18 protein-coding genes and 1 pseudogene are annotated in these 20,206 nt (G+C 39.5%); 1 reads left to right on the forward strand and 18 read right to left on the reverse strand.

What is annotated here, in order from left to right; all coding sequences use genetic code 11:
* Nucleotides 1–239: 239 nt before the first annotated feature.
* From EKM81_RS08360 to EKM81_RS08390, 7 genes and pseudogenes are all read right to left on the reverse strand, one after another.
* Nucleotides 240–1,868, reverse strand: a complete 1,629-nt coding sequence (locus tag EKM81_RS08360; RefSeq protein ID WP_225420225.1) for an ABC transporter — start codon at nt 1,866–1,868, stop codon at nt 240–242.
* On the reverse strand, nt 1,837–2,601 hold the full coding sequence (locus EKM81_RS08365; protein WP_125650695.1) for an ABC transporter ATP-binding protein: 765 nt from the start codon (nt 2,599–2,601) through the stop codon (nt 1,837–1,839). Before EKM81_RS08365 ends, EKM81_RS08360 begins: the two co-directional genes overlap by 32 nt.
* 465 nt (nt 2,602–3,066) lie before the next feature.
* A complete protein-coding gene (locus EKM81_RS08370; RefSeq protein ID WP_164509267.1) occupies nt 3,067–3,324 on the reverse strand; it encodes a hypothetical protein in 258 nt (85 codons plus the stop codon).
* A 57-nt stretch (nt 3,325–3,381) separates the two neighbouring features.
* Nucleotides 3,382–3,735, reverse strand: coding sequence for an Rgg family transcriptional regulator (locus EKM81_RS08375; protein ID WP_225420226.1), 354 nt, complete (start codon nt 3,733–3,735; stop codon nt 3,382–3,384).
* Between the two features lie 5 nt (nt 3,736–3,740).
* A complete protein-coding gene (locus tag EKM81_RS08380; RefSeq protein ID WP_125650701.1) occupies nt 3,741–3,932 on the reverse strand; it encodes a helix-turn-helix domain-containing protein in 192 nt (63 codons plus the stop codon).
* Between the two features lie 73 nt (nt 3,933–4,005).
* Nucleotides 4,006–4,524 (reverse strand): annotated as a pseudogene (locus tag EKM81_RS08385) (Rgg family transcriptional regulator); the annotation flags it as partial.
* An 18-nt stretch (nt 4,525–4,542) separates the two neighbouring features.
* Entirely contained in the window at nt 4,543–4,869 is a 327-nt protein-coding gene (locus EKM81_RS08390) for a helix-turn-helix domain-containing protein (protein ID WP_125650705.1), read from the reverse strand.
* Between the two features lie 107 nt (nt 4,870–4,976).
* Between EKM81_RS08390 and EKM81_RS08395 the strand changes: the two genes are divergently transcribed.
* Entirely contained in the window at nt 4,977–6,536 is a 1,560-nt protein-coding gene (locus EKM81_RS08395; protein ID WP_125650707.1) for an ATP-binding cassette domain-containing protein, read from the forward strand.
* A gap of 256 nt (nt 6,537–6,792) precedes the next feature.
* On the opposite strand, the gene EKM81_RS08400 is transcribed toward EKM81_RS08395, so the two are convergent.
* The 11 genes from EKM81_RS08400 to EKM81_RS08450 all read right to left on the reverse strand — a co-directional run bounded on the left by EKM81_RS08400 (nt 6,793) and on the right by EKM81_RS08450 (nt 19,914).
* A complete protein-coding gene (locus EKM81_RS08400; RefSeq protein ID WP_125650709.1) occupies nt 6,793–7,680 on the reverse strand; it encodes an ROK family protein in 888 nt (295 codons plus the stop codon).
* A 3-nt stretch (nt 7,681–7,683) separates the two neighbouring features.
* Complete coding sequence (locus EKM81_RS08405) at nt 7,684–9,057, reverse strand: glycoside hydrolase family 32 protein (protein ID WP_125650711.1); 1,374 nt, start codon at nt 9,055–9,057, stop codon at nt 7,684–7,686.
* Nucleotides 9,057–9,914, reverse strand: coding sequence for a carbohydrate ABC transporter permease (locus EKM81_RS08410; protein WP_125650713.1), 858 nt, complete (start codon nt 9,912–9,914; stop codon nt 9,057–9,059). Before EKM81_RS08410 ends, EKM81_RS08405 begins: the two co-directional genes overlap by 1 nt.
* Nucleotides 9,904–10,788 carry a carbohydrate ABC transporter permease gene (locus tag EKM81_RS08415; RefSeq protein ID WP_125650715.1) on the reverse strand — a complete coding sequence of 295 codons (885 nt, stop codon included), beginning with the start codon at nt 10,786–10,788 and terminating at the stop codon, nt 9,904–9,906. The genes EKM81_RS08410 and EKM81_RS08415 overlap by 11 nt, the downstream gene beginning before the upstream one ends.
* Before the next feature lie 34 nt (nt 10,789–10,822).
* Entirely contained in the window at nt 10,823–12,115 is a 1,293-nt protein-coding gene (locus tag EKM81_RS08420; RefSeq protein WP_125650717.1) for an ABC transporter substrate-binding protein, read from the reverse strand.
* Between the two features lie 144 nt (nt 12,116–12,259).
* Entirely contained in the window at nt 12,260–13,237 is a 978-nt protein-coding gene (locus EKM81_RS08425) for a LacI family DNA-binding transcriptional regulator (protein WP_125650718.1), read from the reverse strand.
* 295 nt (nt 13,238–13,532) lie between these two features.
* Nucleotides 13,533–14,342 carry an aldo/keto reductase gene (locus EKM81_RS08430; protein WP_125650720.1) on the reverse strand — a complete coding sequence of 270 codons (810 nt, stop codon included), beginning with the start codon at nt 14,340–14,342 and terminating at the stop codon, nt 13,533–13,535.
* Between the two features lie 1,022 nt (nt 14,343–15,364).
* Nucleotides 15,365–16,060: a purine-nucleoside phosphorylase gene (deoD, locus tag EKM81_RS08435; protein WP_125650722.1), complete on the reverse strand. Its 696-nt coding sequence runs from the start codon at nt 16,058–16,060 to the stop codon at nt 15,365–15,367.
* A gap of 12 nt (nt 16,061–16,072) precedes the next feature.
* Complete coding sequence (locus EKM81_RS08440; RefSeq protein ID WP_125650724.1) at nt 16,073–17,275, reverse strand: phosphopentomutase; 1,203 nt, start codon at nt 17,273–17,275, stop codon at nt 16,073–16,075.
* Nucleotides 17,262–17,933 (reverse strand): deoxyribose-phosphate aldolase, encoded by a 672-nt coding sequence (gene deoC, locus EKM81_RS08445; protein ID WP_125650725.1) that lies wholly within the window; start codon nt 17,931–17,933, stop codon nt 17,262–17,264. Before deoC ends, EKM81_RS08440 begins: the two co-directional genes overlap by 14 nt.
* Nucleotides 17,934–18,780: 847 nt before the next feature.
* Entirely contained in the window at nt 18,781–19,914 is a 1,134-nt protein-coding gene (locus EKM81_RS08450; RefSeq protein WP_125650728.1) for a bacterial Ig-like domain-containing protein, read from the reverse strand.
* Nucleotides 19,915–20,206 lie beyond the last annotated feature (292 nt).

Here is a 20,206-nt window from a genome sequence, read left to right on the forward strand (position 1 = left end):
ACTGAAAGGATGTTTTTTTCGCTAAAGCTTCTCTGACCCCCACAAGTAAAACTTGTGGTTGCATTTCTACATAAGAAACGCAAAAATAACGAGCAATTCGCTAGCGAATTACTCGTTATTTTATGTTAATGCTCACCGGCTGATCGCCGTTTGTCGCACTCTGATTAATCAATAAACCGCAACTACTTTATTTTCCAAAGTAGCAGCACATTATGACCCTACTGTTGAAGCAGCCCAGCTTATTCAAATAGATGCCAGAATTTCTTCTGGTAATGATAACAAGCCCAAATTGAACCACCGATTACCACAATCGCCGCGATACTATTAGCTAAGATTGCTAAATGGGAAAAGGCGATTGCCATTGAATAAATGGTAATGATGATGGCTCCGATAATAATACTGCTGAACATCATAGCAATCAACGCTAAATTGCCACCACCACGGTTAAACAATTGAGTGATACTCGTCCAATTAGTCAACCGTAACCGATAATCCCGTTGAAAATAATGAAGACACATCAAGTAGGTGCCCCAAGCAACGCCAGCAAGTAACGCAACCAATAAAACTAATGGTAACTTAAACGCAATCGCCGCAATCAATAACATCAAAATATTGATTGCCAATTCTAGTAAGAAACCTAACCGAAATTTTCGTTGTAAATAGCGTTTTAACGAAATCGGCAATGACGTAATGAATTCAAAGTTCTCCCGATCTAAAGAAATCAAATTACCAGCTAAAGACGTCTGATTAACAGTCATTGCTGAAAAAACTAAACCAGCTACGAAAAAGACACCCAACCATTTAGGCGTTAATTTGGCAAAATTGAACTGTGAGCCGTTCATAGCAAAAGTAAGAATAAAAATTAACGGCATCATAATTGAACTAGATAAAACCTGTAACAACAAATTCGGTTCCTTCAACAATTGCCAATTATAAGCGTCTAAAATCGGCACCAACTTAGTGCGACGAATTCGTTTATTTTTACGTGAATTGGCGCTGTTGACTTCAGTCGTATTCACTTGCGTCAACTGCTCACTTAAATGCGGTAACACTTGGTACTTCAACAATGCCGAGAACAAGGATAGCAAGGCAATCAACCCTAACCAGCCTTCACCACTGGCTAAAGAAAATGGCGTTTTGAAAATTTGATAAAGCGGTAAGAACAAGGCAATTGGTGCCCGGTCAAAATTAGCGCCCGTGCCAGCATAATTATTTTGTCCGTTCATCAGTAAAATTCCACCAACAGCAATGATCATCGTAATTGCCATCAGCCCACTCATAACCGCGTTTTTATGACGCTTAAATAGTTTGGTCTTGGTCAGGCCGAAAACAATCAGTGAACAGATCATGAAGACAAGTAACATTACCAATAGGAAAACAACTAATGCTAAAATAATTGCCAAGGGAATAAAAATACCAACGCGCCAGCCTGTGAAAAAGAATAGTAACAATAATGGCAAGGTAAAGGGAATAACATTCAGGAAAACAATTAAGGTCTTACTGAAAAATATTTCTTTTTGACGGAATGGTAACGGCAAATATGATGCTAAATCTTTACCAGCGAAAAAAACATTATAAATACTGGAAATACTTTGAGAAATACCTAGTAAAACGAACAATCCCACATAAAAAGTGAACATGCCCGGCATCTTACTGAAATCGAGCATAAACATCGTCATGCCATAAATGAAGATGAAAATAATTGTATTGTAGACAAATTGATTGGTTAATTTCTTAGTCAGCGCAGTGCCGGTTTTGCCCTTTTTACGATACCGATCAGTAACTTGCGGATTTGCTAAGCGCAAGTCAACGGCCATCAACGCCCGTAATTGTTGCTTATTCATGGTCGTCACCTTCAATGTTGTCAACTAAATGCCCATCATCTTGGCGGCCAGCCATTCCTAAATAGATCTCTTCCAAAGATTGATTGTCATGTTGGGCCAACAAGTCAGTCACAGAGCCGTTATAAATCAAGTCACCTTTTTTCAGAATTGCCAATTCATCACATAATTGCTGCGCCGTATCCAGCACATGGGTTGAGAAAATAACGGTTTTACCTTTAGCTGCGTGAGCCTTCATCAGTTCTTTCAAATCATGAGCTGCCTGGGGATCCAACCCCTGCAGTGGCTCATCCAGAATCCAAACATCAGGATCCGATAAAAGCGCACCAATTAAAACAGACTTTTGTCGCATCCCATGAGAAAAACTGGCCATCGTTTCGTCAACATGTGCCCCCATGTCGAACAATTCAATTAAATCATGGCGCCGTTTAGCCACGTCGGCTTCAGGCAATTGATAAGCTGCCGCCAATAAATCCCAATACTCGCTAGCTGTTAATTGTAAAAAAATGTCCGGTGTATCTGGCACATAAGCTATTTTTTCCTTAACTTCTTGCCGATGTTCTTTTAAATCTAAGCCATCAACAGTAATTGAACCACTAGTTGGCTCGATAATGCTGACCAGACTTTTCAAGGTAGTCGATTTACCGGCACCGTTATGACCTAGAAATCCGAAAATCTCCCCTGACTTAATTGTTAGGTTTAAATTTTTCAGCGCCTGTTTGTCGCCATAATTCTTACTAAGATTCTTAATTTCAATCATAATACATAGCCTCCCGCTAGGATAATGACATAATAAGCCTAGTATACCAGAGTGCTTCCTGGAAAAATATTTTCTGGTAGTAATTACTAGCAGAATCTGGGAAAAATAAACGGTTACCTGTTTTGCGCAAGGACGTTGAGAAACACGATTTTGCCAAATGGTAATTTAAAGACACGACAAATGTTTAAATTGGCTCGGCTAACTGCAGAGACAGCTAGCAGTTCGTGAATCGGCACCAATTTTTAGATTTGTCGTGTCCTAATTTTAATGAAACGTAAATTTGATTAAATTTAGGTCAAAAAAATAACCGCTCATAAACTTTGACGAGTTTGCGGTTATTTTACTCAAAATAAACCAAAGACAGTCACCGTTTAAAACGGTTCTGTGTGGAGAAGCGGTTGTAACGAACCGCCTCTTTTTGTACCTTTAGTATAACATATGTGTAATTAAGTTCAATCATTCAGATTAATGCTGATAAAACTGCTGATCAACTTCAATAAAATTATTCTTAAAAGCATGATAATAATCAGTCATTTGCAATGACTTTAAATTTTTCAGAAGTTCATCAATCCGGGTTTTGGCAGCAATTTTATCTTGGTAACAATACTGATAGAGTGCATTGCTAAACTGCCGCATAAATTGCGCATCCATGCGACTACTTCCATAATCAAGCAGATTCAAAGCCTTTACATAGAACTTTGAATCTGCTTGACTAATTCCCAAATTAATTAATAAAACGTTGTAAAGCGCGTTAACCAAAAAATCAAAATTCAGCTCCTGTTACTGACCAGCACGCTTGACCAATTCATGAGCTAAAATATTGGCCGTCACCCGACCAAGAGAATCAATCGTAGTCATAAACAATACCAATTCATAACGTGACCAGTGTTCCACTGAAAACAAATAATCAATTAAATATTGCCGATCAGACGAACTCAATTGTTGCTGATTCAGCTGTAATACCTGGGCCCGCACTAAAATTAGCAGTAACCTTGAAAATTCACTTTGGTAGTAATCATTGTATTTTTCGGTATGATGGAGTACTTGTTGTGCTAACTCCCAGTCTTGCTTAAACATCGCTTGAATAACTTCAACTAGAATTTTATCTTCTTCCCGTTCCTGATCCGTTTTGATTTCAGCTAACGAAAAAACTCACGCGGCGTAATATGCAAGCGCCCCAGTAACATCACTAATTTAGTTCCTGATAAATCAGTTAAGCCACGCTCAGCTTTGGATAACTGCGCCGACGATAAAATATCGACCGCTAGTTCCGCTTGCGACAAATTACGTTCCTGCCGTAAATCGGCAATTGTTTGACCAATATGTGTCATTTTAATACCGCCTCTCAGCGAAATCTTTGCTCCAGCCGAATAGTTTTACCTCGATTATATTCAACCGACTTATTCAACAATATTGCTGCTGAAATTCCTTAAAACTACGATCAAAAAACTGATAGTAATCATTCATGTGCAGTATTTTTAATGCCTGGAGTAACTTTTTAATCTGCAAAGTTGCTTGGTAACGATCTTCAAAACAATATTGATAGCTTATTCGACCAAAAGTAATTAAAAAATGAGCACCCATGTGGTCATCGCCTGGCGTCAATGCCTTTAACGCGGCAGCAAAAAATTTCGCTTTTGTTGGCAATCGTGCCTCGATAAAAGTCATTTCGGTATTAAACAACAAGTTAGTGACCAAATCCAAATTAAGTGCTTGGTATTGTTTTGAACGGTGACTGACTTCACGAGCTAACTGGTCAACAACTGCTAAACTTAAAGCAGAGGTCGTGCTCATAAATAGGACTAATTCATAGCGTGACCAATGTTCCACTGAGAAAAGATAATCCGTCATGTAGTGTACATCGGCAGTTGATAGCTTTTGTTCAAAAAGTTGGCCAATCTGAGCCCGTGCCATAATTAAACTTAAATGGGAAAACTTTGTCTATGCCTGTTGATCAAAAATTTCCGCCTGTCGAATAACTTGTCGGCCCAATTGCTGATCATTTTTAACCAGAGACGTATAAGTATCACTAATCAATTGCTCTTCAATAGTTTCTGAAGCGGTTTGAATCTCGGCCAATGAGAAGAACTCACGCGGTGTAATATGTAGCCGTCCCAGTAACATCACCAGTTTTGTCCCTGACAAATCAGTCAACCCATGTTCAGCCTTAGATAATTGCGCCGGTGATAAAATATCGGCTGCTAGTTCTGCTTGTGATAAATTACGTTCCTGCCGTAAATCGGCAATTGTTTGACCCAGATGTGCCATCTGCAACCACCAAACTTTCAAATATGAAATGTTTTATTTGTTTAATTAAGTTTGATTCTATACTTACCAATAAATTAAGCAAGTCATTTTGAAAGTGAGGAGTCATCATGAAACAATATTTATTAAGATTCAAACGACAACAATTAGTGATTATTATGCTACAGATTGCCCTATCAGCCCTACAAATCCTAAGTGCCATGTCTCTGGCACCAATCATTGATGCACTGGTTCGTCGTGATTTAGCTGGCATTATTCAATGGTGCGGTATTAGTTTAGGGATTTGGTTACTAACTATTCTCAACGATTACATCTTAACTGTCTACGAGACTAAAATCATTCGATTAATGAATAATGCATTGCGGGCAGATTTTGCCAGTACAATCAACACTTATAGTATTGCCGCCTTCAATCAAACTGATAGTAACCAATATATATCTTGGTTAAATAATGATGTCAAAACGATTGAAGAGAATGGTTTTAAGAGTTTTTATCAGTTACTTAATAGCGTGCTAACTGCTGCTTTTGCAATTGGTGCCTTGCTTTTTTACCATTACAGTTTGGCCTTAGTAGCTATTTTCTTTAGTATCATTTTAATGTATGTTCCAAAATTATTTAATAAAATAATGGATCATGCTGCCTTACAATTGAAAAATGCCAATAGTCAATTTATGAGTCAAATCAATGATTTAATTGGTGGCTTTACTGTTTTTAAAAATCATCAACAAACCATAACTTTTCGCCAGCGCATCATACAAGCTTCCGATAAACTTGGTCAGACCAACGTCACCTATACTAAAAAAATCGAGGCTGTTTCTGATGGCATTGGTACTTTAAGTATTTTCTCGCAAATCTTCACCACTGGTTGGACGGCGTTCCTGATTTTTAACAAATTAGTCAATGTCGGGGTCGTCGGTACCGCAGCAAATCTAAGCGGGCTCTTATTCTCCAATCTTTCGAAAATAACAACGAATTTATTTACAATGCGATCAGTCCAAACAATTCTAAATATCGATTTAGTTAAACAAGCAACTACTGAAACTGTGCCACACAGCTTTAACAAACAACTTAAACTTCATGATTTAAGTTTTTCATATGAAAATAAGCCTGTGCTAAAGCAAATCGATTATATTTTTAATAAAAATGGTAAATACGCCTTAATTGGTAAAAGTGGCGTTGGCAAAAGCACCTTACTTAATTTAATTTCTGGTCAATTAACTGGCTACCAAGGTGAAATCATACTAGATAAACAGATCGTTAATGATTGTGCCTCGGAAATCGAATACGTTGAGCAGAAACCCTATTTATTTAACACGACTTTACGTGACAATCTAGAGTTGGGCGCACATGTCAGCACAACTACCCTTAGTCAAATTTGTCACGATTTGCAAATTGATACCTTCATGACCCTCGACACTAAAATTATCGGTCATGGTCAAAATCTATCCGGTGGTCAACGTCAACGAATCGCGCTCGCTCGTGCTTTAGTCCACCGTAAACCAATCATTTTCCTCGATGAAGTGACGGCTGGTCTTGACGAACAAAGCGCTCAACAAATCGAAAGTCGCCTCCTCCAAGATCCCGACCTAACCCTAGTAATGATTACCCACCACCTGACAGACCAAACTCGTAAGCAGTTGACGGGCGTACTGGATTTATCAGTGGATTGATTGTGTAGACAAAAACAAGAGTGTGCCAAAAGGCGGTCAGCCGGTGAGCATTAACGTAAAATGCCGAGCAATTCTAACGAATTGTTCGGCATTTTTGCGTTAAGCGGAACCGGTTGCTTTTTGAGAACACGTTTCAGCAACGAAAGTTCGTATTATTTTTTGGAAATAGACTTATGTCCCAGAGTTTTATTTAATTTTAACGAATTTGTTTCAGATAACGATTATAAAATATCTGCCGACAATTTTTATTTTTTCATTACAACGCAGTTACTTGGTCAGTTAGTTTTTCACTAGCAAGTTTGAGTGCCCCAACTATTCCGGCGTCATCACCAAGCAGAGCATGCACAATGTACTGATCAACTGGTGGTGTATCAACATAGTTAGCCAATTGTTCAGTGAATGACTCACGAATTAGTGGGAATAATTGTTCCTGGTTTGAAACACCACCGCCAAAAATAATCTTTTCCGGCGCAAAACTAACTGTTAAATCAACACAAGCCTGCGCTAAATAAAAGGCTTCGGTCCGCCAAACAGCATCATCTTTCTCTAGCAACTTCGCTGAGTGACCAATTCTTTTCTCTAAAGCTAGTCCTGAAGCCATGCCTTCCAAGCAACGACCATGATAGGGGCAGTTGCCCAGAAATTGATCCTTTGCCCGCGGTTGCATCAGTAAATGCCCTAATTCAGCATGATTATAACCAGTATAAAGCTTCTGCTGATAAATAATACCAGCACCGACACCCGTTCCAACAGTGAGGTAGGCTAAGTCATTAACACCACGACCAGCACCTAAAGTTAATTCACCATATGCGGCCACATTAACATCAGTTGTCCAAACTACCGGCAAATTGGGGAAAGCTTTTTTAATTAAATCTAGAAAACGAAAGTTAGCCCAACCTTTTTTGGGTGTATTTTTAATACTACCATAGTCATCCCGTCGTGGATCGACACCAATCGGCCCAAAAGAGCCAATCGCCAAAGACTGAATTGGAAACTGCTTGAAGAAACTGATCACATCAGTAATGACTGCTTCCGGATCTCCAGTCGGAATCTTTTTACGGGTAATAATTTTACCATCATTTTCTGCGACGGCTAATACAAATTTCGTACCGCCGGCTTCAATACCACCTATCATCAAAGACATCTCCTATAATTTACTGAACGTGATTAAATCTACTTTGAGATTATTCTCTGCTGAGGTTAGACTTTTAATACCACTTTCAAAGAAATAAACTAAACTAGCTACAGTGCTCTCACCAACAAAAACCTCAACTGATGAACGATCAAGAATCAGTGTCACTTTTTGCTGACTATCAGCAATTATCTGAACTTTGCGTTGTTCAGTACTTGACTGGACTAGCAGTTCGTATTCATAGGCACTAGTCCGTTGCAAAATAATTTGTCCGTCATTACCTGCTAGCGTTATTGGACGTTTAAATTTCAGGGATTGTACTAAACTAATTGCACAAGCAGTCGGTAACGTCACTGCTTCTTTCTCTGCTAATAATAATTCTTGTTGAACGCCCGCTGGAAGTACCGGTGTTTGATTAAGGTCCCCCTTTTCATCAATTGTTAATAACCGTGGCGTCCCCATTTGACCATTCCATTTTTGTTGTCGGTCGGCTAAATAATTAGTTGCACTAGCATGACGTAGCCAGGAGATCAACACGCGTCGGCCCTGATGTTCAAACGTTTGAGGTGCATAAAAATCAGCCCCTTGGTCTAAGGTTTGAATTCTTTGAGGATAGAAAACACCCTTATCCCAGTCCATCTCGCCCAGAGCAATCTTGACTTCATGCGTATCATCCTGATGGCCAATAGCACTAAATATCATGGCATCTTTATTTTCAAATGAAAACAAGTCAGGACACTCAGCAATCATACCTAACTCCTGCAAGTGATCCAGCACCACTGATTTAAACTGCCAATGTAACAGGTCTTTTGATTCAAACAATAGTATCTGGCCAGTTTCGTTGCGATATGATGAAGCAATCACGGCATAGAATTTGTTACCATGGTGGACTAACTTAGGATCACGAAAGTCCTTGGTCGAAGCTCCTGTAGGTAAATCCTTGGCGGCTAACACTGGATTATTGGCATACTTTTCAAAATGAAGACCATCATCAGAATACGCAATATTTTGGTTTTCAGTAATCGTGCCATCATCATGAATAATGTGGCCGGTATACATTAGATATAACCGATCAGCCACCACCAAGGCTGAGCCAGAAAACACACCGTCGCGGTCATATTCCTGATCTGGTGCCAAGGCAACGGGCAAGTCTTCCCAAACAGATAAATCCTTACTTCTAGCGTGGCCCCAGTGCATGGTATCCCAAGTTGCCTGATAGGGATTGTATTGATAAAACAAGTGATAGTACCCTTGGAAGTAAACTAAGCCATTAGGATCATTGATCCAGCCAATTGGCGCGGCAAAATGAACTTGTGGCCGAAATTTTTGTGAAACTGTTGCTTGATTATCTTTAATAAACCGATTTGCTGCTGCTTTAGTTAAAGTCATTATTTTTCCCCCGTACCTGATGCGCCCATACCTTGAACCAGATACTTCTGGAAAAAGATGTACACAAGAATTAATGGAATCGTCGAAATGGTCAGAATTGCCATTACTTGATTCATATAAACTGGTTGTGAATTGTTAATATTAGTAATCGCGACTTGCAACGGAAACTTGCTTGAGTCGGTTAAAACCATCAAAGGCCAAATATAATCATTCCAACTACCAATAAACGAAAGTGTGCCGACTGTGGCAACGGCTGGTTTCGCCATTGGTAACATAATTTGCCAATAGATTCGGAACATCCCCGCACCCTCAAGTTGTGCCGATTCAATAATGTCATTGGAGATGGCATCAAAGAAATTCTTAAACATATAAATATTAAATGGTCCCGCCAAAGCTGGCACAATTACAGCAAATGGTGTGTTTAGCATACCTAACCCACGAGCAATTTGGAATTTCTGAATAATAATCGTTTCACCAGGAATAACCAGCATCGCTAACAATAGGCCAAATAGAAAACGGCGCCCTTTGAAACGGAACTTGGAGAAGCCATAGCCTGCTAATGAGTTGACAATAACAGAGCCAGCCGTAACTGATAAGCCATAAAATAAACTGTTTAAAATATAAATAAAGACATTGAAACGAGCTAGTAAGCTACTGTATGCTTTCCCCCATTGATTAATATCAAAGGCCGGCAGAAAAGCGCGATAACTGCTAAGATCATGATAAATCGCTGATTCAGATTTCATTGATGAAGCAATCATCCAGACTAACGGAAACAGGAACAATAATGCTAATAAAGTAATCAAAATAGTACTAATGATTGTTTTTGCAATTTTAGCTTTATGACTATTTGACATTATTATCATCTCCTGTAATCCGCCGTTGAACAATCGTGAATATAATAATTGCTGCGCCATAAATAACACTCATCGCACTGGCATAGCCTAATTGACGATCAGTAAAACCAGTCCGATAAATATAGTAAACTGGGGTAATCGTTGAATTCATAGGTCCACCTTGAGTCATTACCATTGGTTGAATAATTAGTTTAAAAGCATCAATAAATGTAGTTGTCAAAATCATGACAGAAGTTGGTTTTAACATTGGCAAAGTAATATGAATGAATCTTTCCCAAGCATTAGCACCATCTAATTCTGCCGCTTCATAAACATCTGTCGGAATATTCTGTAATCCGGCTAAGAAAATCAGCATTTGATACCCAGCACCCTGCCAAGTGGAAATACCAATAATTGCAAACATTGCCTGTTTCGGACTAGTTAAAAATGGTTGTGCTGAAATACCAAAATGGCTTAAAACCCCATTCAATAAACCTTGCTCGGGATTTAAAATATACAACCAAAGCACTGACGTTACTGCTAGTGAGACAACTACTGGAGCAAAAAATGAAATCTTGAAAAAAGTATTGCCAGCACGCTTTTTATTAACAATTAATGCCAAACCCAGTGCAGTACCAACTTGTAACGGCATAATAAAAATGACAAACTGACCAATATTACGTAAACTTCTACCAAAAATTGGATCTTTAAGAAGAGTGATATAGTTTGTTAGGCCGTTAAAGACACGAGTCTGTGGTGAAAGCATATTAAAATTAGTAAAAGAATAGTAAATTGACATTAAGGCTGGAATAAATAGGAATAATGTCAAAATTAGCAACGCCGGAAAGATGTATAACCACGCTTGCGAGGAACGTGTTAATGAATTGCGATGCATGATGTTGCCTCCTAATTGCCAGATTCTTGATAGCTTACTTCAAATATTGTTGCATATCAGTTGCCTGTTTTTTCAATAACGCTGCAACATCAGGATTTTCTTTATAGTAAGTAGCCTTCGTAACAGTCTCCGCGAAAGTACGTGAAACTTGAGGATATTTAATCAAAACTGGGCGAGCATGACCACTGACCTGGTTTTGCTTGATCAGGAATTGCATATTTGGTGTCACTTTGCTCATCATCATCTTAGAAACAGACTTTCTCGCTGGTAGTACTGTCATCTTCATACTTGTGCGATACATTTGATTTTTAGCTGATAAGAACTTAATCAAGGCGCCAGCCGCTTTGGTCTTAGTCGTACTAGCACTCATTGCATATTGCCAACTACCAGTTGGAGAAACTAATTTCTTTGTTTTTGGTGAAACAGGATATGGTAAAATCCCATAATCAATATCTTTGTACTGACTATCTAATTCTTGAATAGTCCAAGAGCCTGACATCAGCATGGCATATTTACCAGTTTGAAAGCCTTTTTCCTTGGGACTAATGGTAGTATAGCCATCTTTAACAAGATTCTGAATTAGTTGAAAGGCACTGGCAGTCTTAGCTGAGTCAAAGTATCCGACAGATTTCGTTCCAGCCTTATTAGTAATGCTGCCATCAGCTGACCAAATGAAGGGTGCTAACGAATACAATGACATTTCTGAATGGTCTGATAATTGCATGTCGATCGCAGGACCATTGAATTTATTCTTAAGTCGCTTGGAAATATCCATGAACTCATCCCAAGTCCATTTTTTAGTTAAAGATGGTAATTCTTGATCAGTAATCCCCGCTTCTTTAAACATTTGCTTGTTGTAGTATATCCCCACACCTGATTCAGAATAGCCAATCGCATATAATTTTCCTTTATAAGTACCTTGGTTGATAATACTTGGCAGCACATCATCTTTATTCGCAATATACTTATCAATTGGTTGAATAATCTTAGAATCTGCATAAGCAGCCGTGTTGGGACCATCTAAGGTCAAAACATCAGGCAAACTGTTAGAATTAAGCGCGGCATTAATTTTATCTTCATATCCACCGCCAGAACCACTACGAGGAATATACTGAACAGTCGCTTTATATCCTTGTTTATTAGTCTTATTAAATTCAGCAATGTTGGTCTTCATCGCTTTACCTTCGGGATCTTCTTTGGAATATTGAACCCACATTTCAATATTCTTGTCACCAGATGCACCACTATCAGATTTCGCAGTGCATGCTGACAAACCCATTATCGACAAAACCGTAACTGCTAAAAGACTTAATTTCCAATGCTTCATAATAAAGCTCCTCCTTTTTTTGGAAACGTTTCTAATTTCATTTATAGATTACTACTGTAAGCGGATACTGTCAATACATTTTAGAAACGTTTCCAAAAAATGCTAAAATAAAATCACACAACTATTAATCCGATGTGTGATTATTCATTTTGCTTTGGTGGTCCAGCCCTCACGATAGCTGACTGGCAATACTTCAATTTCTGAAGGACTATCAGGATTTTTAATCTTTTGGAATAGGATTTTAACAGCTGCTTGGGCCATTTCAGCCACGGGCTGTTTGATTGTTGACACACCCAATGGTTGATCATCTGTTAAGTTAAAGCCATCATAACCAATCATTTGAATATCATCAGGTACAGAAATTTGCCGCTGATTTAAAATTTCCTTTACCTGTAATAACATTAAATCATTTACGCAGAAAATCCCATCTAAATCAGGACGCCGTTTCAATAAGCCATCAACCAATTTAGGTAAGCCTGTTACTGGCTCAGGCACAAATATTTCATCTGCTTCAATTCCCCTTTGCATCAGCAAGGAATTAAAGCCATCGCGGCGACGAGTAGTTTCATTTTTATATTTAGAATAACCACTAATGTACGCTAGATGTCGCGCACCATGATCTAATAATTGTTGTGCTGCTAATTTCCCACCGGCAAAATTCTCGGAAGTTACGTACGAGATGTCTTCGGTAAAGTAGCGATCAATGCTGACAAAAGGCAGTTTAGAAGACACATACTGATCAATTGCACTGTAAGTAATGCCAATAATACCATCAACCTTATTTTGCGTGACCATTTGAATATATTGGTATTCTTTCTCATAGTCACCTGAAGAATTACATAACAATAATTTATATTGGCGCTGATACAAGGCTTGCTCAACAAAATATGCAAACTCCGCAAAAAAAGGATTCCAAATAGTCGGCAGTATTAAAGCAACTGTCTGTGAGGAATTTGTTTTTAAACCACGTGCATATTCATCGCGCACATAGCCTAACTCTCTAATCGCCGCTTCAACGCGCTCACGTGTTGCCGGCTTGACTCCTGTTGAGTTGTTAATCACACGCGAAACAGTACCTACTCCGACCTCAGCGAGTTTCGCAACATCTTTCATCGTCGCCATAATTTGTAACCCTTTCTAGCTATTTAACCTATCTATACCTTATCATACTACCTTGTAAGGTATTCTATTGCGAATAAATTTAAATACTTATCACTAAAACCTTCAATAACCTCAATGAAGTTATCCTTTGACTTACAATCATTATCCATCATATAAACTTATCTTGACATGATTAACAATTCAATATTTGACCAGCGACTTATTTTAACGCATGCTATAGACTTTAAAAAAATAGCATCCCCTTCCTTAGTTAAAAGGATGGAACACTATTTTTTCATTGTCGAACTTGATCAAACTACTTATCGTAATTAAGATGTTTGTCCTGGTCCAAAGCATCAATCGCTTTAATTTCGTCGGCGGTTAAATTGAAGTCGAAAATATCAAAGTTGGCTTTCACGTGAGCGCTATTTGATGATTTCGGGAAAATCACAAAGCCAGTATCCACTTGCCAACGTAAAACGACTTGCGCAGGCGTTTTACCATGAGCTTTCGCAATTTGATTGATGGTTTCATCTTCCAGAATCAAATGGCCGTGACCAATTGGTGAATAGCCTTCATTAACAATCCCATTCTCTTGGTCAAATTTGCCTAACTCAACTTGCGTCTTGTATGGATGGCGTTCGATTTGGTTGACCATTGGTTTCACTGTGGCCATGGCGAAGACTTCTTTTAATTGCTGCTCTGAGAAGTTGGAAACACCGATTGCCTTAGCTTTACCATCAGCATAAATCTTTTCAAGGGCCCGCCAAGTATCCAACGTTAATTGGAAATTTTCTTCATTAGGCCAATGGATTAAATATAAATCCAAATAATCTAATTGCAAATCTTTTAAAGTTTGGTCAAAAGCAGCCAAAGTGCTCTCGTAGCCTTGATCAGCATTCCAAACTTTTGACGTTACAAACAAATCCTCGCGCTTAATGCCCGACTTCTTAAAAGCCTCACCGACTTCGACTTCGTTGCCGTAAATATGGGCACAGTCAAAATGACGGTAGCCATCTGCTAAGGCCTCTGCAACAGCGTCAGCGACTTCTGATGGTTTGATGCGATAAGTGCCAAAACCCAACATGGGAATTGAAACACCATTACTTAATTTTTCAAATTGCATATGATATTACCTCCTACATCCATTAAACACCGATTCAGTGAATCTTTTCAACTATATTCCCCTTTAGTTCACTAAATGATGTACCTGATGCTTCGCGGATGCTGCCGGCACTGATGCCAGTTATAAGTTCAAAACAGCCAAAACCCTGGTGAAGTTTTGAAGCCGAATTGTGTCTGACTTCATTGCGGGCTTGCTGGTTGTGGAACGCGGCCGACACTGATTTGAGCCTTTCTGCGAAAGTCTCAAATACAGGTCTTCTCGTAAGTGCTAAAACACCAAACGTGTTCGAAGCAGCAACCGGCTATGATTAACTGAAATAATCACTCGATCTGGTTACACCAGCTCAAGCAATTATTTGCAGTTACTCTACGCCGAAAGCCCGCTGCTCCTCACACTCTAATAATTTCGCGGCTGACAACCACGCCCTCCATTCCGTCTGGCGTTGAGGTGGTGCACTTTACTGTTGTTAGTGATTAAGACAATTGTAGTAGAACAACTCAATTCAGTTAGACTGATGTTAAGTCAGAATAGTAAAACCAAAATAGTCTAATTGATAATCAATCTCCAATTCTGTAACACTCTGATTCCTTCAACTTCATAAAGCTTGTCACTCAGATTAGTAAGTCACTTCAATCTGCTTCTCCAAAGAGTGGTAATCAGTTCCGTTAGTTTACACAGGTGGTGGCTGGGCGATTGGCGTCAATGGTGAAATTATTCTTAGCAATTTATTGCTTAGAATAAGGCTTGTATTTGAGATTGTTGCGCAGCAATAAGCTCAAATCAATGCCCACCATGTTCCACGCCCATAAAATCGCCCAGCCACCACCAACTCCTAATCGGGGAAGTCTTGGCACTAGATTTAATTGCTGGTTCCTGCTGTTACTAAACTAGGAGCGACTCACAAATTCTTGAAGCCAATAAAAAAATACTGCACTGACTTCACTTCAAAAAGTTGTCAATGCAGTATTTTAATTTAACACTATCTGTTTTTTAACCACTAGTGGGCAAATCTAGCTGATGAGTTAAACTTGCAAAGCCAAATTAATCATGTCGTTAAATGACGTTTGCCGCTCTTCAGCAGTAGTTTCTTCACCAGTTACCAAATGGTTGCTGATGGTCAGAATCGACAATGCCCGCCGTTTGTACTTAGCAGCTAATAGATATAGCGCCGGTGTTTCCATTTCAGTTGCCAGTACACCATAATCAATTAACTTCTTCATATCAATTTCGTCGTTGTAGAAACGATCTTCACCTAAAACATTCCCAACATGATAATTGATTTTATCAGCTTCGGCTAATTCGGCAGCTCGTGATAGCAAGCCATAGTCAGCCACCGGTGCGAAATTGATTCCAGGGCCAAAAGTATTGGTCACAATTGATGAATCAGTTGAAGCAGCCTGGCCTAAAACCACATCTCGAATTTTAACATTGGCGCCTAAGCCACCAGCAGTCCCAACCCGAATCAAAGTTTGGACATCGTAGGATTGGATCAATTCATTCACATAGATTGAAATTGAGGGAATGCCCATCCCGCTTGATTGAATCGAAACTTTCTCGCCTTTGTAGAGGCCAGTATAACCGAAAGCATTCCGAATTTCGTTATACAAATGAATATCTGTCAAGAAATTCTCAGCAATATACTTTGCGCGTAAAGGATCACCTGGAAGTAATACTTTTTCAGCGATTTCACCTTTAGCAGCACCAATATGTGTACTCATATTAACCTCCGTCTATTTCAAGTCGGCTAAGAAACTCTTGCCAACACCATTACCAGCAACTTTGAAATTATCCAAAACAGTGGCCCCAAGATCAGAGAATGGGCTATGAATACCCAGACTGCCACCTTGAGCAAATGATGGTGAGTAGCAAATCAATGGCACGTATTCACGCGTATGGTCAGTTCCTTTGAAGCAAGGATCATTCCCATGATCAGCCGTAATGAAGAGTAAATCATCATCATGCAACTTAGGTAATAACTCACCTAAACGTTTGTCAAAGGCCATTAAAGCATCGCCATCCCCTTGAGGATTACGACGGTGACCATACATGGCATCGAAGTCCACTAAGTTAGTAAAGCAGAAGCCCGTAAAATCTTCGTCAGCAGCGGCAATGGTTTTGTCCATGCCATCCATGTTGCTAGTTGTATGCCAACCCTTAGTAACACCGCGACCAGAGAAGATATCATTGATTTTACCAACAGCAAGTACATCCAGACCAGCCTTGTTCAAGCGGTCCAAGTCAGTGTCTTCAGTTGGTTCCAAAGTGTAGTCATGACGATCGCTTGAACGAACGAAATGATCTTTATCCGGGCCACTGTAAGGACGAGCAATAATCCGACCAACATGATATTCATCAATCGTAATTGAACGTGCGTATTCACAAATCTTGTAAAGTTCCTTCAAAGGAATGATATCAGTATGTGCCGCAATTTGCAGCACTGAATCACCAGAAGTATAGACGATCAAATCGCCGGTCTTCATTTGTTCTTCGCCATAATCATGAATAATTTCAGTGCCGCTGTAAGGCTTATTAACAATGACATGACGCCCACTGAAATCTTCAATTTTCTTAATCAATTCTTCAGGGAAGCCATTTGGGAAAAAGCCTAATGGTTTTGTAACGGGAAGTCCCATCATCTCCCAATGACCATCCATACTGTCTTTACCAGCAGAGATTTCAAACATCTTGCCGTAATGACCTTCTGGATGAGCAATTGGTTCAGCGCCAAGAATTGGTTTGTCTTCGCGGATATTACCTAAACCGATTTTAACTAAGTTAGGTACTTGGAACTTACCTTGGAAGTATTCACCAATATGACCTAAAGTGTCGGCACCTTCGTCACCAAACTTGTTTGCATCTGGTGCTTCGCCGATCCCAATCGAGTCTAAAACAATTCCAAAAACGCGTTTAAATTGATAATCAGTCTTTGCCATTTGCTTGGGCCTCCTTAAGAATTGCAACTGATGCACTAGCACCAATCCGGCTTGCGCCAGCAGCGATCACTGCCTCAGCATCTGCTAAAGTATGGATACCACCTGAAGCTTTGACTCCTAATTTATCACCAACAGTGTCGCGCATAATTTTAACATCATGCGGTGTGGCACCACCAGTTGAAAAACCAGTCGATGTCTTGACAAAGTCAGCCTCAGCAGCCATTGCCAGTTCACAGGCCCGAACTTTTTCAGCGTCAGTCAATAAGGATGCCTCAATAATAACCTTTAAAAGTGCGCCACCACCATGAGCAGTATGAGCTACATGTTCGATATCTTGTTGAACAGCTTCATCATGACCAGCCTTCAACTCACCAATGTTAATCACCATGTCGACTTCACCGGCACCATCTTGGATTGCTTGAGCAGCTTCAGCAACCTTAGAAATTGTTGATGTCGCACCCAGAGGGAAACCGATGACGGTACAAGTCGTGACATCAGTACCCTTTAATTCTTCTGCAGTCAACCGAACCCAATATGGATTAATACATACGGAAGCAAAATCATATTCCTTTGCTTCAGCAATCACCTGACGAACTTGATCCTCAGTTGCTTCAGGTTTCAATAAGGTATGATCAAAGTACTTTGCAAATTTAGTCATGTTTGCGCTCCTTTATATTGTTAAAATAACTCCTAACTGAATCTTATCATGATTAGCTACTTTTTAGACACTTTTTACAGAAAAAAACTGAGAAGTTTCAGTGTTTTTAAGTTATCACGGTTTGATTCATTGCCTAAATTAGCTACGTATTCACATCCCGCGCCCAAACCATCGTTTGACCTCCAAAAAGTAATTGTTCAACTACTATTAAAACGCTTTCTAAAGCGAAAAGCAATCAATATCTTAGCCATAACCTACTAGCCAAAACTGTGCCCGCTTGTTGATTGTTGCAGCTGAACTAATCAGCCAAAAACTGCTTTGCTTTAATTGCTCCCAATGCACTGCTACGTTATAATTTAACTACAGTAATCCATTATAGCAAGCCATTATTTTGGCTATCATCAGAGGAGCTCACCCCATGAAATCAATCCTATTAATTGCTCTGATTATCTTATGTCTGGTATTTTTGATTTTAGGTTTTCAGAGAAAGTTTCGCCATCAATGGCCCCAATGGCTCTTTTGGCTGTTAAGTTTGGCCTGTGTGCTAACAGCAACCTTAATTAAATAAGTTATTGGCCAGTTGCAGCAACTATTATCAATAAAACTCGGAGGTCCCAAAAGGTAGGCGCCGGGCATTAACGTAAAATACCGAACAATTCTGCAATAGAATTGTTCGGTATTTTTGGCGTTAAGCGGCATCGATTGCCTTTTGTGAACACGTTGTAGCAACCAAAGTTCGGCCTTATTTTGTTTAAATGGCTGCTGTCTCAGACGTTCTTTTTTCACGCGAAATGGTACGAGCTACTTTTTTGCAAGTAGCTATTAACCTATTCTACAAAAATCAGATTTAGTTGCGCCGGCGACGATATTTCACTACTAACACTGCTAAGCTACTTAGCGTCAAAATAGCTAATCCTAAAATAGTCGCACCATAACCTTGGCGTCGCTCACCAGTTTTCGGCAAAGTTACGGCCGCTTTGGCCTGATCTTCCGTTGATAGTGGCGCTTTTTGGTTTACTGGCTGATCATCTTTGGCAACAGCTGGTGCCGAATTGGCAGTTGCTTGATTATTTGTAGTTGGTTGGCTTGGCGCCGTTGGTTTAGTTAAGGTGCTTTGGTTGTCACCATCATTAACCCCGTTTTGATTGGCGCCACCCAAATCTGGTGATGTTTGTCCCTGATCAGAATCAGTATCATTACCAGTACCTGGCTCAGTAGTGGTTTGATCATCAGTCTCGTTAGAATCTGATTGATCATCACCATCACTCGGCTCCTCGTTACCATCTGAATCGTTGGGATCACCAACATCACCAGGTTCGTTGCCCCCGCCATTAGTACTGCCATCATCACCGTTACCATCATCTTTAGCTAAGACAGTTAATTTCATCGTGGTTGTTCGATGATCACTTTGATATTCCAACTCATACACACCAGGCGTGTTCAAGTCATAATAACCAGTTACATATAACTTATCTCTAGTGAGCTCGCCGCCCCAAAGGTTAACGCCCTCAACTTCTTCAAATGGATCCCATTCATCGCCAACCATTACCGTTTGGTCAGGCACAATTAAAGTAGCGGTGTTTTCAAGCATGGTTACTTCAATCGTCACACTGAGCTTGCCATACTGATAAGTGATCGGGTAAACGCCCGCTTTATTCGTGTCAACTGTACCAATTACAGTCACATCTTCGAAATCAACATCATTGCCATTTTCATCGGTAACTTCATCCAAATTCTCGGTTGGTGACCAGTAATTCCAACTATAGCGTTCTGCTAACATCTCGGAAGGATGCGCGACTAATTTTGCTTGGCCATCTTCATCACTAACTTCATCGAAAGATTTCTGTTGTGCTAGTTGCTGAGCGTTGGTCACTGTTTTTTCATTATTATCAGCTGCTTGGACCGGTACTGAGCTTAAGGTTACACCCAGTAAAATGGCAGCAGCGCTAGTTATTGCTATCGTTGTTAATTTCTTCGTCATCTTGATCCTCCATGTAATTAGCAAATATTACAACAATTCTTTTCCTGACTTAATATACATCATTATGTATATCTCGTGCTGAAATATTATAGCACGCCATTTTTATTTATACCACATTTTTATTAAAAATAATGTATATTTTGTCAGATCTAGGAATGCTGATATTCTTTGCAAATGATTTTATTAGCTATAAGATTGGGAATATCCATACTATTATTATGTAACCATTAGCCAGTTTTGCATGGCGGCTTTTAAAATATAATATTCATCCGCTTTTGCTTCCTTCTTCAGC

Source organism: Lapidilactobacillus gannanensis, from assembly GCF_003946675.1.
Taxonomy (GTDB): Bacteria; Bacillota; Bacilli; order Lactobacillales; family Lactobacillaceae; genus Lapidilactobacillus; species Lapidilactobacillus gannanensis.